Below are 12646 nucleotides of genomic sequence, written 5' to 3'. Positions count from 1 at the left end.
CTACTGTTGTTACCTCGTCAATTTTATGGGACTACTTTACCTTGCTTTGGCCTGTATCCTTTGGAGAAAACTGGTATGGCAATATGTATGCCGGACATTCTCCTAATCATACTTGCTCGCAGCAGGCAACCCATTATCGGTTGCAATCGGGCAACTTTGGGTTGCTTTTCGAAAAATCAAGGGTTGCGGGAGGTTGAAATAGATATTGCGCGATGTGCGAGGTGAGTTTTCCGCCTTTGCGGAAAGAGGGGGATCGGCAAAAGAAGCGCCTGGGGTTCGCGGCATTCGGGAGCCGGATGTTTTCTTTTTGCCTGTAGAGCGGGGAGACAGCATGCCCTTGACGACGGGCGGCACTTACATCTAAAAAAATGGCCTACTGACCAAGTCAGGAATGTCTTGCGAGTGGCCAGGAGGCCGCTCCCGGTTTTTTGCCAAAGGAATGCATATGAAAAAGTTTACTCTCGCCGTCCACAGTCTCGGCAATATCGGTACCCGTGTGGTGGAAGCGGCCCTTGCCGCCCCTGATTGCCAGTGCCTCGGCGTGATCCGCCGTGCCGAATCCCTGGGCACGCAGAGCCATGCCCTGCGTGGCCTGCCCGAATTTGCCGATCTGGCCAGCCTGGAAGCTGCCCAGGGCCGCCCCGACGTCATCGCCCTGTGCGGGCCTTCGCGCAGCATCCCGGAAACGGCGGAAGCTTTTCTGAAGCAGGGTTACAATTGTGTGGACAGCTTCGACATCCACACCGAGATCCCCGCCACCGTGGCCCGTCTGGATGCCGCCGCCAAGGCCGGTAACAGCGTCAGCATCACGGCCGCCGGCTGGGACCCCGGCACGGACTCCGTGCTGCGCGCCCTGTTCGAAGCCATGGTGCCCCGCGGCACCACCTTCACCAACTTCGGCCGTGGCCGTTCCATGGGCCATTCCGTGGCTGCCCGCGCCATCAAGGGCGTGGCCGATGCCGTGTCCATCACCATCCCCGTGGGTGGCGGTCGCCATTCGCGCCTGGTCTATGTGGTGCTGGAAGAAGGTGAAAATCTGGCTGACGTGACGGCCCGCATCAAGGCCGACGATTACTTCGCCCACGATCCGCTGGACGTGCGCCAGTGCCGTGACCGCGAAGAACTGGCTTTCGTGGCCGACCAGTCCCACGGCGTGCTCATGGAGCGCACCGGTGCCTCCGGCATGACCGACAACCAGATCCTCAAGTTCGACATGCGCATCAACAACCCGGCCCTGACCGCTCAGGTGCTGGTCTCCTGCGCTCGCGCCACGACCCGCCTGCAGGCCGGCTGCCATACGCTCATCGAAGTGCCGCCCATCGCCATGCTGCGCGGTGAACGCATGGACATCATCTCCCGCATGGTCTAACGGGCCATAAGCGGTTCGACTCTTTGTCCCCTGTCGCTCTTGAGCGGCAGGGGATTTTTTTGTTTCAGGCAAGGCGGATGCCGCATGGCACCGGAGGCAGCGGAAGCTTTTTGGATGGCTGACGCGCCCTGTTGCAGGGGAGGGAGTGCTGAAAACAGAGCGGGGGAACAGCAGAGTCAGGAGGAAAGAGTCCCTAAGCTGGAGATATGAAAAAGGCCTCCGCGCAGGCAGAGGCCCTGGGAAAAGGCACAGGAGAGGACAATAGAGTTGCGGAAGGGACTCGGCGGGGCCGGGAGCGGATCGCATCCCGCAGAAGGTTCGCTGACAGCCCGGATCGGGCCGGGAGCGGACTTCCAAGGGCATGATTATGACGCAGGCTGTGCCGGTCTTGGGCAGGACAGACACGCATTTTTTCAGACCTCACGGCCCGGAGGCTGCCTATTCTCCGGCGATCTGTCCCAGCAGCAGGGCTTGTTTGCGAGTCTCTCCGGTCAAAAAGCTCATGGAATTCAGACGGGCCATGCTGCCGCCTTCGTTGGGCAGCTGCACCAGATCGGTGAAAGCTTCCTTGTACTGGACCCAGGCCCGCTGGCCTTTGAGCAGCTTGTCCGAGCAGGCCTTGGGATCACTGGAGCTTTTGCAGGCCTGCCGGGCCTTTTTGTAATTGGTATTGAGCCGGGCGTCCCAGTACTCGTAGGCCTGCTGCAGACAACTCAGCATCTCTGTGGTGACGCCGCCGCTCTGTTCCATGCAGCGATCGAAGCCCGGGGCCAGCTCATTTTCTTCGGCCATGGCCGGGGCCGCCAGAAAGAGCAGGGCCAGACAGCAAAGCAGAAGACGCAGTTTCGGCATGGATGACCTCCCATGATGTTTGCCGCCAGCATAGACGGCTTTTCCGGCCGGAGCAACGCTCCTGCGGCATTGGCTGTCCCTGCCCGGGAGAATGGAAGCGAGGGGGCTATGGTCACGGAGGAAAGGGAGGTATGGCCGGGGCGGGCCAGGGGACGTGCGCGCTCCACAAGGCGGGGAGCGGGAAAGAAAGTCCTCTTTTTGTGACTGCCGGCCCCAGACGTGAGGACGGAGATCTGTCCGGGGGGCGGAGAGAGAGGCAGGCCGGGCATGGGCTCAGGTTGAAGGCAGGAAGGGCGTCCGCCACACGGCTCGGTATCTTGGCATGGTTGCAGCACAGGTCGCGCAGACCAGACATCGCCAGTACTGCGCGACCGTCATTTCCCGTGGTATGGCGTGACCGCCGAAAGGCTAGGCGCCGAGCCAGCCCCGAACTTCTTCCGCACTGGGGACGCGCCCCGTGCACATGATGCCGCCATCGATGACCACCGCAGGGGTGGCCAGCACGCCCAGGGCCATGATCTCCCGCAGGTCGGTGATTTTTTCCACCGTGGCGTCGCTGCCGGAAGCGGCCACCGCCTTGCTGACGATCTCGTACGCTTCGGCACATTTGGAGCAACCGGGACCAAGGACTTTGATGATCATGATGCTGCCTCCTTTGGCAGGATATTGAGAGGAAGCGGCAGGGCGGGATGGGGGGGCCGCCCTCCGCCACGATGCGGGGAGGACGTGTACGCCCCCTGCTTTGCCCCTGCCGTGACCGTTGTGAGACCGGAGCAAAGGCCCGTGCGGCATGAGGCACGGGCCCGCTTTATGCTAGAACAGCGTGAGCTGCAGGCTGTTGAACAGCCAGCCCACCAGGGTGAAGATGACCAGCAACAGGCCCAGGAAAAGGGCCAGCAGCTGCCAGCGCATGACCTGCTTGAGCATGAGCATCTCGGGCAGGCTGGCGGCCACCGTGCTCATGCAGAAGGCCAGGGTGGTGCCCACGGGCAGGCCCTTGAGCAGCAGGCTCTCCATGATGGGCACCACGCCCGTGACATTGCTGTACAGGGGGATGCCCACCAGGACGGCCACCGGGACGGACCACCACTGCCCCTGGCCCAGATGGGCGGCGAACCAGTCCTGCGGCACGAAGCCGTGCAGGAGCGCCCCCAGACCCACACCGATGATGACCCAGCGCCAGACGCGGCGGAAGATGCCGGTCATCTCGTCCCAGGCGAAACGGTGCCGCTCTTCCAGCCCCAGACGGGTGTTGCGTTCATCCCGCGCCGCCTGGCCGGAGACCCCCAGCATGCCGCGCAGGAAGGGCTGCAACCAGCGTTCGGCGCGGAGCAGATCCAGCAGCCAGCCGCCCAGCATACCGGCCGCCATGCCGACGACCACATAGACCACGGTGAACTTCCAGCCCAGCAGGCCCCAGAGCAGGACCACGGCGATCTCGTTGATGAGCGGCGAGGTGATGAGGAAGGCCATGGTGATGCCCAGCGGGATGCGGGCCATGGTGAAGCCCAGGAAGAGCGGGATGCTGGAGCAGGAACAGAAGGGCGTGATGGCGCCGAACGTGGCCCCCAGCAGATAGCCGATGCCCCGGCCCTTGCCGGAAAGATAGTCGCGTACCCGCTCCACATGCAGCCCGGCCCGCAGCCAGCCGATGCAATAGACCATCAGCACCAGCAGGAGCAGGATCTTGGCGCTGTCATAGAGGAAGAATTCCAGAGCCAGGCCCGGGGCCCCGCCGGGCGTCAGGGAGAGCAGGTCGAAGGTCAGCCAGGTGGCCAGCGGCTGGATGGATACGTACAGGCCCGTCCAGGCCAGCAGCACGGCCAGCAGGGTCAGGGCGTAACGCGGGGCGGAAAAAGGACGCGGCGAGGAAGGGCTCTTGTCCATAAATATTCCTTATTGGCAAAATTGCCAAATTTGAGGGTAAAAAAATCCCGCCGCAGCGGGCCTGCCTATTTGTTCCGCAGCATGTCCATCTGGCTCAGGATGCGCTTTTCCAGCAGCTGGCCGGTACAGGCCAGGAACTGGTCCAGGCAGCAGAGGGCAAGGCTGTAATAGATGTTCACGCCCTGCTTGCGCCGGGTGACCACACCGGCATCACGCAGGACAGCCAGATGCTTGGAGATGGTGGACATGTCGTCCCCCACCAGGGCCTGCAGGTCACAGACGCATTTTTCACCGTCGCGCAGGGCATCGACCATCAGCAGACGGCTGGGATGGCCCAGGGCTTTGAAGATCCGGGCCTGTGCCTCGATGAATTCCTTGTTGTGCTGCATGTTGTCCCTTTATTTGATCATTTGGCAAAATATTCCTGAAAGGCCTTCCTGTCAAGATGGTGCAGGAAAGCCGTGCCCAGGTCAACGCCGCCGGGGGGCCCGGCGCCGACAGACCGGCGGCAAGGCGGCAAAAAAAGGCGGCCATGCGGGAAGGCCCGCATGCCGCCGTCCGTCATCACCGGGCGGAGAGGCATCCCCCTCCGCCCCGGCGGGATGAAAAAAGCGTTACTTCCACTGGATGCGGTGCACCGTGGCCGGACCGTATTCCACCGTACGCGCATAGCGGATGGCAGGCTCGCCCAGCAGCATGGCGTACTGGAAGCTGTGGGTCTCGGGCAGGCCCAGTTCGGGCAGGAGTTCGGGCAGCATGAGCTGCAGACACCAGTAGAGCAGGCCGCACCAGGTGGTGCCCAGCCCCAGGCTCTGGGCGTAGAGCTCCATGTACGAAAGATAGATGAGCGGATCCTGCTCCTGGCAGGGAGCGTCCTTGGCATTGCCCGCCAGCACGAAGTGGGGCGCGCCGCGGAAGATGCCGTCGATGCCCTGTTCCTTCCACAGGCGCGGTGCCGCGGCGAAGAAAGCCGTGCGGCGGCACTGGGGCAGGGCATTGTGAAGGGCCTTGTCCGCCAGGCGGGCATAGACGTCCTCACGGAAGGCCTGCATACGGTCCATGTCGTCCATGACGCCCACCCAGAGCTTGCGGGCATTGACGCCGGTGGGGGCGTGGGCGCTCACGTCCAGCACCTGCTGCAGCAGGGCCGGGTCCACGTTTTCCGGCCGGTACTGGCGCACGGAGCGGCGGCCCTTGATGAGGTTCTCCAGCTGTTCGGGCTGGGGCCAGGCATTGAGGATGCGACGGGAGGCGTCAGGATTGTGCCCGTCCACGCTGATGGCGCCCGTGGGGCAGAGGGCCAGGCAGTGGTGGCAGTGCATGCACAGGCGTTCGTCCTTGATGTAGGGGTGGCCTTCCTCGTCTATGCCCAGCGCGCGGGGCAGACAGTCGGAAAGGCACAGGCCGCAGGAGACACAGCGGTCGGTATCCACGGAAAACTGCATGATGATGTCCTTTGAAAAAAAAGAACCTGCCGCAGGGGCAGGCAGGGGAGGCCGCCGGTGCCGGGGCCCGCCGGGGCAAAAGAAAGAAGGGAGGGGCTGCCGCCCCTCCCCGCAGGTTCGCCGGAAAAACTAGCCGCGATAGATGATGTGCTCGCGCACGTCGGCCAGGGAAGCGCAGCCGGTGAGCAGCATGGCCTGCACCAGCTGGCCCTGCATCTGCTGCCAGTACTTGGTCACGCCTTCCACACCGCCGCCGATGGCCGCGATGCAGAGCGGGCGGCCCACCAGCACGGCGTCGGCGCCCAGGGCCAGCATCTTGAGCACGTCCACGCCGTCACGCACGGCGCCGTCGGCCAGGATGGTGATCTTGCCGCGCACGGCATCGGCGATGGCGGGCAGCACGGTGGCGGTGCCGGGGCAGTGGTCCAGCACGCGGCCGCCGTGGTTGGAGACCACGATGGCGTCGCAGCCGGCGTCGATGGCGCGATGGGCGTCGTCGGGGGTCATGATGCCCTTGACGATGAACTTGCGGCCCATGTCATGCACATAGCGCACCACGGTCTCCAGTTCCGTCACGGACATGGGCATGACCGGGCGGCCCATCTTGCGCAGGGTGATGAGACCGGCGGCGTCCACGTCCACGCCCAGGATGGGGCTGCCGTCGGCCAGCACGCGGTCGATCTTTTCGAACAGTTCCTTGCCTTCCCAGGGCTTGATGAAGGGGATGCCGTGGCCGTTGCAGGCCTTCAGGGCCTTGACGGCGGCGTCGATGATGAAGGGCGGCACGCCGTCACCGGTACAGCCGATGACACCGGCGGCGCGGCTGCCTTCCAGGATGGCGAAGATGTAGTCGTCTTCGCTCATGGCATCGCTCATGTTGAAAGAGACGCCGCCGATGGGGGCCGCCATGACGGGGAAGCTCAGGTCGATGCCCAGGATGGTGCAGTTGGTGCGGGGCTCGCGGGCGTCGTGCAGGGCCGTCATGTTGAGTTTGCAGGCATTGAGGGCTTCGCGGTTGTTGCGGAAGCTGGCACCGGTGCCCAGGCCGCCCATGCCGGGCACTTCACCGGAGCAGGCCTTGCCATCGCAAACGGGGCAGACGCGGCAGTGACCCTTCATGCGCTCGCGCGCGGCAGCTCTGATCTCTTTCATGGGATGACTCCTTTATGACAGGAATGGTTGTGTTCGGAGCAGGCGCTCCTGGATACGGAGCGCAGCATGGGCAGTATAGGTCAGGGCAGGGGACTTGTCATCCGTTGGAGGATGACATATGTTGTGAAAAAAATAACATGATGGCGGGACCTGCCATATTTTCCTGTACAGCGGCCATTTTCCGTGCTAGTTGCGACAGCAACAAAAGTTTGGCGAAAAAATAAATTCGGGCCCCCTGCAGGAAATTCGGGGAATTTGGGCAAAAAAATATGCAAATCCAGCGTATTGCATTGCCATTTTTGAATTTGTTTTTTCCTCAAAAAAAAGATGGATTTTTCATAAAAAATTTCATAAAAAATAACCAGCCCAACGGATGGCCCCATTCCAAGATCCATGGAGAAAAATCTTCGTGAATTTTGGAGCAAACACTTGACGGCAGAGCAGGCTCTGCGTAATCTCGTTTCGTGCGTGGCTGTTTGTTTGGTCAAACAGTATTTTCTCCAGTGCGGCACGGCCCGCCAGACTCCGTGCCGCATTTTTCACCTCTGGCGACGCATACTTCTAGAGCGCACCACGCAGCCGTGGCCCTTCCTCCTCATGGCCCGGCGCTCCCCCGCCCGGTTCCGGGCGGGTTTTTTTATGCCATCCGTCTGCCGTTCCCTTCTTCGGGGCCTGCTTGCGCCCCGTGCTACCTCGCGCTATGCTGACCGGGCCTTTCGGCATAACCCAAGCCCGGCGGCGGCAAGCCGTTTCCTATGGATATTCATGATATTCGCGCCAAACTGGCAAAGGATGAACCCACCATCGGCACCTGGCTGCAACTGCCTTCCGCCGATGTGGCGGAGCTGATGGCCCGTGCCGGCTATGACTGGGTGGCGATGGACATGGAGCATGGGTCCTTCGGCCGCACCGGCCTGCCCGACATCTTCCGTGCCATCCAGTGCGGCGGGGCTGCGCCCTTTGCCCGTTTGCCCATCGCTTCCAAGACCGCCATCAAGGCCGCGCTGGAGGCGGGCGCACAGGGCCTGATCTTTCCCATGATAGAGAGCCGGGAACAGCTGGACCAGGCCATCAGCTGGGCCACGTACCCCGGCCACGACGACGGCCGTCGGGACGGAGAGCCCCTGCGCGAGAACCGCGGCGTGGGCTTTTGCCGGGCCAATGCCTTCGGCAGGGATTTCGATGCCTACATGCGGGACACGGCGCCCCGGATCTTCCTGGTGGCCCAGATCGAGCACATCCGCGCCGTGGAAGAGCTGGACGCCATCCTTTCCCAGCCGCGTCTGGACGCCATCATGGTGGGCCCCTATGACCTTTCTGGCTCCATGGGCCTGACGGGGCAGTTCGACCATCCTGATTTCAAGGCCGTCATGGCCCGCATCCATGAGGCCTGCCGGCGGCATCATGCCCGCATGGGCCTGCATGTGGTGCAGCCCGACCCCGGGGAGTTGCGCCGTCAGGTGGCGGCGGGCTGCCGCTTCATCGCCTACGGCATCGATTCGGTCTTCCTCTGGCAGGCGGCCGCACGGCCCGCCGGAGCGTAGGGCAGGGCATCGGGAGGAAGGCCGTGAAGGTGACTGTTTTCGGCGGTTCCGGTTTTTTGGGATCGCATATCTGTGACAAGCTCTCCGATGCCGGGCACGACGTGACCATCGTGGACGTGCGTCCTTCTCCCTGGCTGCGTGACGACCAGAAGATGGTGGTGGGCAGCATCCTGGACGAGGACTGCGTGCAGGCCGCCGTGGAAGGGGCCGAGGTGGTCTTCAATTACGCGGGCATCGCCGACATCGGCGAAGCCAACGAGCGCCCCGTGGATACGGCCCGCCTCAACGTGGTGGGCAACGTCATGGTCCTGGAGGCCTGCCGCCGGGCCGGTACCGGGCGCTACATCTTTGCCAGCTCGCTCTATGTCTACGGCAAGTCCGGCGGCTTCTACCGGTGCAGCAAGCAGGCCTGCGAGATCTATATCGAGAATTACCAGGCCATGTACGGCCTGCCGTATACCATCCTGCGCTACGGTTCCCTGTACGGCCCCCGTGCCGACATGCGCAATGCCATCCACCGCTTCGTGCACGAGGCCCTGACCACGGGCAGCATCACCTATTACGGGACGCCCACGGCCCTGCGCGAGTACGTGCACGTGGACGATGCCTCCTCCGCCACCCTCCATGTCCTGGGGCCGGAGTTCGCCAACCAGAACATCATCATCTCCGGCAACCAGCCCATGCGCGTGGCCGATCTGTTCAGGATGATCGGCGAGATGCTGGGCAGGGAGCTGGAGATCAGATACCAGAACGACCCCAACAGCGGGCATTATCAGGTGACGCCCTATGCCTTCATGCCCCGGATGGGCCGCAAGCTGGTGCCGCCGCTGACCGTCGACCTGGGGCAGGGCATCCTGCGCGTCATGGAAGAGGAACACCGCCAGATCCACCCGGAATTGCAGAGCCAGGGCGGCTATCTGGTATCCACCGACGACTGAGGCCGCACGTTTTCCGGCGGCCTGCCTGCCGGTGCCACCGGCGTGTGCCCGGCTCCGGGCTTTTCCCATGCGGCGCCAGGCCTGTCCCGGTCATGAAACGTCCGCCGGGGGCCGCGCCCGTCTTCCCGTCATCCCCTTGCCGGGCAGTCCCTGCCCAGGGAGAAATTATGAACATCATCGCCATCATCCCCGCCCGCATGGGCTCCAGCCGCTTTCCCGGCAAACCTCTGGCCCTGATCCACGGTGTGCCCATGGTGGGCCATGTGGCCTTCCGCACGGCCATGAGCCGCTGCCTTTCCGCCACCTATATGGCCACCTGCGACACGGTCATCGAAGACTACTGCAAGGAGGCTGGCCTTGCGTGCGTCATGACCGGCGACCATCATGTGCGCTGTTCCACCCGCACGGCCGAGGCCCTGCTCAAGATCGAGGCGGCCACGGGCCGGAAGGCGGACATCGTGGTCATGGTGCAGGGGGACGAGCCCATGGTGCTGCCCGGCATGATCGACGCCGCTGTGGAACCCATGCTCAAGGATCCTACCATCAATGTGGTCAACCTCATGGCCGATATGGACACCCTGGAAGAGTTCGAGGACCCCAATGAGGTGAAGGTCGTGGTGGACCGCAACAACGATGCCCTCTACTTCTCGCGCGAGCCCATCCCCTCCCGCAAAAAGGGGGCCGACAAGGTGCCCATGCGCAAGCAGGTCTGCATCATCCCCTTCCGTCGTGACTACCTGATCCGCTTCAACGAGATGGAGGAAAGCCCGCTGGAGATCTGCGAGTCCGTGGACATGATGCGCATCCTCGAACATGGGGAAAAAGTCCGCATGGTGCCCACCGATGCCCGCACCTGGAGCGTGGATACCCCTGAAGACCTGGCCCGCGTGACGCGGCTCATGGAAGGGGATGCCCTCATGCGGGAGTACGCGAAGTAGATGGATCTGCCGTCCCGCCTCCGGGCTGCCTGGGAAGAGCTCTGGATAGCCTGTTTCGCCTGGATACCCACGCCGCTGGGCCTGGCCCTGCGCTGGCTGGCCTGGCGCTGGCTCTTTGCCGGCTGCGGTTCGGTACGCTTCGGCACGGGCCTGAGCTTCGTGGGCTGTCGCCACATGCGGCTGGGCGATGCCGTCCGTCTGGGTAGGGGCTGCATCATCACGGCCGGGGACGGCGAACTTGTCCTGGGCGACCGCGTGTCCATCTCGCCCTATGCCCATGTGGCGGCCGACGGCGGGCGCATCGTCATGGGCAGGCATGTGGCCGTGGGCCCCGGCACGGTGCTGCGGGCCGCCAACCACTGTTTTTCCCGGCATGATGTGCCCATCCTGCAACAGGGGCACCATCCGGGCGAGATCGTCATCGGGGACGATGTCTGGATCGGGGCCAACTGCGTCATCACGCCCGACGTGCATATCGGCCAGGGGGCTGTGGTGGGCGCGGGCGCCGTGGTCACCCGTGATGTGGCTCCCTTCACCATCGTGGGCGGTGTCCCGGCACGTACCATCGGTCACCGCGACCGCAGCGGATGCCCGGAGCGGTCGTAGCCCCGGGGCGGGAGTGCCCGGCGTCCCCGCATCCCCGGTATTTTTCCTGACCGGCAGGCGGTGTGTGCCGTCTTCCGGCTCCGGCCCGCAAGGCTCGGCCGCTTTGGCGGCGGGGCGCGGGCCTGTCCCCGTATCCTTCCTGTACGGCGTCGTCCCCGGCGGCGCGAACAAGGAGTCTGCATGGCCCTGAAATGTCTTGTTTTCGACTGTGACGGCGTGATCCTCGACAGCGTGCCGGTCAAGACGCGCGCCTTTGCCCGTCTGGCCGAGCCCTACGGCGAGGAGGCCCGCGACCGCTTCGTCATGTACCATACCGTGCACGGCGGCGTGAGCCGTTACAAAAAATTCGAATGGTTCTTCCGCGAGATCCTGGACAGGGAGATCACGCCCGCCGAGTCCGAGGAGTGGGGCAGGCGCTTTGCCGAGTATGCCCTGGACGAAGTGCGCCGCTGCGAGCTCATCCCCGGCATCGCCCGGGTGCTGGAACACTGGCAGGGCAAACTGCCGCTCTATGTCTGCTCCGGCGCACCGCACGAAGAACTGAACTTCATCCTCAAGGAACGCGGCCTGGACAGCTGCTTTACGGGCATCTACGGCTCGCCGCCGTCCAAGGCCAAACTGCTGGCCATGATCGTGGACAAGGCCTGCGTCCTGCCTGACGAGGTGCTCATGGTGGGCGACGCCTCCACGGACCGCAATGCCGCCGAAGAGGTGGGCACCCTGTTCTACGGCACCGGGCCTGATCTCAGGGGCGGGGATTTCCCCTGGGGGCCTGATCTGACCGGGCTCGATGCCTGGATCGCGGAGCATGTGGAATGATGCGGCGTCCCGTTCGTTTTCTGTGGCTGGTGTGCCTCATGGCACTGGCTTTCGGCCTGTGTGGCTGTCAGGAAGAGAGCGCCCCCAAAGCGGCGCTGGACAAGGAGACCGCGTCCGCCGTGGTGGCGAAGGCCGCCGCCGGTCTGCAGGCGCCGGAGGCTCCGGCCCCGGCAGAGGAAGCGGCCGCGGCCGCCAGGGTGCTGGATGCCGGTAATGCCGTCTGGCGCTGGGCCGATGTGGCGGGCATCCATGCCGGTCATCTGCTGCGGCAGGCCGAGGACTATATGCGTACTTGGCTGCTGGGCAAGGAGCCGCAGCGCCCTGCGGAGCTGGACGACAGGCCCGCTGTGGAAAAATCCGTGTGGGGCGAGGCCGATGCCGCCCGTTTGCGGGATCTGATGGCCACCATGCGGCGGACGCTGACCAGCATGGAAAAGCTGGGCACGGCGTTCCGCAAGTACGCCCTGGACGACAGCATCGTGGACGACGGCGCGCAGGGCAAGAAGCTGCTGCGTCGCCTGCAGGACGCGCATGCCGAGTTTTCCAGGGCCCGGGATGCCCTGCTGGTGCTGGTGCGTGATCGCAGCCGCCAGGCCGAGGACGTGCTGCTTCAGGGCAATCCGCTGAAAGAAGCCATCAGCTCGGCCCGCTTCCTGTTCAGCCGTTTCCTGCTGGGCGGCATCCTGCTGCGCGAGGGCAATCCCGACACCGTGGCCGTGGCGGGCTGGCGCAAGGAGATGGAAGAGGCCCTGGCCGTGGCCCGTAGCCACACCCGGGGCATGACGGAAGAAGAGCGGCGTCTCTGGCAGGCTTTTCTGGACAAGGCCGATCTCTTCCCCCGCACCGTGGCCCAGGGACAGGAGGATGCGTTCAGCAATGCGACGCGCCGCCAGCTCAATCTGGTGCTGCAGGAAGCCCAGGAAGCCTATAATGCGTTCGTGGAAGCCCATAACAGGCGGGATGCCGCATCCCGGTAGATACTGACGATGACCCCAAGGACATCCCCCTGCCGGGAGGATGGCTACAGAAGGACGCTCTGCTACTGCGGGGCGTCCTTTTTTGCTGGTGCGGAGGCTCCGGCCCTTACCGGCGTAGA

At 64.0% G+C, this 12646-nt stretch carries 15 protein-coding genes; 8 read left to right on the top strand and 7 right to left on the bottom strand.

Annotation, left to right across the window (positions count from 1 at the left end; all coding sequences use genetic code 11):
- Nucleotides 1-197, top strand: a 197-nt coding sequence (locus tag HF854_RS12500) for a hypothetical protein (protein ID WP_205906025.1), incomplete at its 5' end; no start/stop codon positions are given.
- 248 nt (nt 198-445) lie between these two features.
- The gene (locus HF854_RS04045; protein WP_168935173.1) at nt 446-1369 is read left to right on the top strand and encodes a diaminopimelate dehydrogenase; all 924 of its coding nucleotides are present in this window, start codon (nt 446-448) and stop codon (nt 1367-1369) included.
- A gap of 438 nt (nt 1370-1807) precedes the next feature.
- On the opposite strand, the gene HF854_RS04040 is transcribed toward HF854_RS04045, so the two are convergent.
- From HF854_RS04040 to HF854_RS04010, 7 genes are all read right to left on the bottom strand, one after another.
- Nucleotides 1808-2221: a lysozyme inhibitor LprI family protein gene (locus tag HF854_RS04040; protein ID WP_168935172.1), complete on the bottom strand. Its 414-nt coding sequence runs from the start codon at nt 2219-2221 to the stop codon at nt 1808-1810.
- A 408-nt stretch (nt 2222-2629) separates the two neighbouring features.
- Nucleotides 2630-2863, bottom strand: coding sequence for a thioredoxin family protein (locus tag HF854_RS04035; protein WP_168935171.1), 234 nt, complete (start codon nt 2861-2863; stop codon nt 2630-2632).
- A gap of 171 nt (nt 2864-3034) precedes the next feature.
- Entirely contained in the window at nt 3035-4108 is a 1074-nt protein-coding gene (locus HF854_RS04030; RefSeq protein ID WP_204625338.1) for a permease, read from the bottom strand.
- 65 nt (nt 4109-4173) lie between these two features.
- Entirely contained in the window at nt 4174-4497 is a 324-nt protein-coding gene (locus tag HF854_RS04025; protein WP_168935170.1) for an ArsR/SmtB family transcription factor, read from the bottom strand.
- A 225-nt stretch (nt 4498-4722) separates the two neighbouring features.
- On the bottom strand, nt 4723-5553 hold the full coding sequence (locus tag HF854_RS04020) for a nitroreductase family protein (protein ID WP_205906024.1): 831 nt from the start codon (nt 5551-5553) through the stop codon (nt 4723-4725).
- 129 nt (nt 5554-5682) lie between these two features.
- Nucleotides 5683-6705, bottom strand: coding sequence for an alpha-hydroxy-acid oxidizing protein (locus HF854_RS04015; protein WP_006009040.1), 1023 nt, complete (start codon nt 6703-6705; stop codon nt 5683-5685).
- An 80-nt stretch (nt 6706-6785) separates the two neighbouring features.
- Nucleotides 6786-7100, bottom strand: coding sequence for a hypothetical protein (locus tag HF854_RS04010; RefSeq protein ID WP_168935169.1), 315 nt, complete (start codon nt 7098-7100; stop codon nt 6786-6788).
- A gap of 360 nt (nt 7101-7460) precedes the next feature.
- Between HF854_RS04010 and HF854_RS04005 the strand changes: the two genes are divergently transcribed.
- The 6 genes from HF854_RS04005 (at nt 7461) to HF854_RS03980 (ending at nt 12527) form a co-directional block, all read left to right on the top strand.
- A complete protein-coding gene (locus HF854_RS04005) occupies nt 7461-8249 on the top strand; it encodes an HpcH/HpaI aldolase family protein (RefSeq protein WP_168935168.1) in 789 nt (262 codons plus the stop codon).
- A 23-nt stretch (nt 8250-8272) separates the two neighbouring features.
- Nucleotides 8273-9187, top strand: coding sequence for an NAD-dependent epimerase/dehydratase family protein (locus tag HF854_RS04000; protein ID WP_168935167.1), 915 nt, complete (start codon nt 8273-8275; stop codon nt 9185-9187).
- A 167-nt stretch (nt 9188-9354) separates the two neighbouring features.
- Entirely contained in the window at nt 9355-10125 is a 771-nt protein-coding gene (locus tag HF854_RS03995) for a 3-deoxy-manno-octulosonate cytidylyltransferase (RefSeq protein WP_168935166.1), read from the top strand.
- Nucleotides 10126-10731, top strand: coding sequence for an acyltransferase (locus tag HF854_RS03990; RefSeq protein WP_168935165.1), 606 nt, complete (start codon nt 10126-10128; stop codon nt 10729-10731).
- A gap of 180 nt (nt 10732-10911) precedes the next feature.
- Nucleotides 10912-11550, top strand: coding sequence for an HAD family hydrolase (locus HF854_RS03985; RefSeq protein WP_168935164.1), 639 nt, complete (start codon nt 10912-10914; stop codon nt 11548-11550).
- Nucleotides 11551-11588: 38 nt separating this feature from the next.
- A complete protein-coding gene (locus HF854_RS03980) occupies nt 11589-12527 on the top strand; it encodes a hypothetical protein (RefSeq protein ID WP_168935163.1) in 939 nt (312 codons plus the stop codon).
- Nucleotides 12528-12646 lie beyond the last annotated feature (119 nt).

Origin of the sequence: Desulfovibrio piger (assembly GCF_012843875.1) — a bacterium.
In the GTDB taxonomy this organism is placed as follows: domain Bacteria; phylum Desulfobacterota; class Desulfovibrionia; order Desulfovibrionales; family Desulfovibrionaceae; genus Desulfovibrio.
Note: the sequence above shows the minus strand (reverse complement) of the source record. Positions and strands in the feature narration are given on the sequence as shown.

Coding starts and splice junctions, on each gene's coding strand:
- HF854_RS04030 (WP_204625338.1), bottom strand. CDS start 4,108: ATGGACAAGAGCCCTTCCTCGCCGCGTCCTTTTTCCGCCCCGCGTTAC.
- HF854_RS04025 (WP_168935170.1), bottom strand. CDS start 4,497: ATGCAGCACAACAAGGAATTCATCGAGGCACAGGCCCGGATCTTCAAA.
- HF854_RS04015 (WP_006009040.1), bottom strand. CDS start 6,705: ATGAAAGAGATCAGAGCTGCCGCGCGCGAGCGCATGAAGGGTCACTGC.
- HF854_RS03995 (WP_168935166.1), top strand. CDS start 9,355: ATGAACATCATCGCCATCATCCCCGCCCGCATGGGCTCCAGCCGCTTT.
- HF854_RS03980 (WP_168935163.1), top strand. CDS start 11,589: ATGGCACTGGCTTTCGGCCTGTGTGGCTGTCAGGAAGAGAGCGCCCCC.
- HF854_RS04045 (WP_168935173.1), top strand. CDS start 446: ATGAAAAAGTTTACTCTCGCCGTCCACAGTCTCGGCAATATCGGTACC.
- HF854_RS04035 (WP_168935171.1), bottom strand. CDS start 2,863: ATGATCATCAAAGTCCTTGGTCCCGGTTGCTCCAAATGTGCCGAAGCG.
- HF854_RS04010 (WP_168935169.1), bottom strand. CDS start 7,100: ATGGATCTTGGAATGGGGCCATCCGTTGGGCTGGTTATTTTTTATGAA.
- HF854_RS04040 (WP_168935172.1), bottom strand. CDS start 2,221: ATGCCGAAACTGCGTCTTCTGCTTTGCTGTCTGGCCCTGCTCTTTCTG.
- HF854_RS04020 (WP_205906024.1), bottom strand. CDS start 5,553: ATGCAGTTTTCCGTGGATACCGACCGCTGTGTCTCCTGCGGCCTGTGC.
- HF854_RS03990 (WP_168935165.1), top strand. CDS start 10,126: ATGGATCTGCCGTCCCGCCTCCGGGCTGCCTGGGAAGAGCTCTGGATA.
- HF854_RS04005 (WP_168935168.1), top strand. CDS start 7,461: ATGGATATTCATGATATTCGCGCCAAACTGGCAAAGGATGAACCCACC.
- HF854_RS03985 (WP_168935164.1), top strand. CDS start 10,912: ATGGCCCTGAAATGTCTTGTTTTCGACTGTGACGGCGTGATCCTCGAC.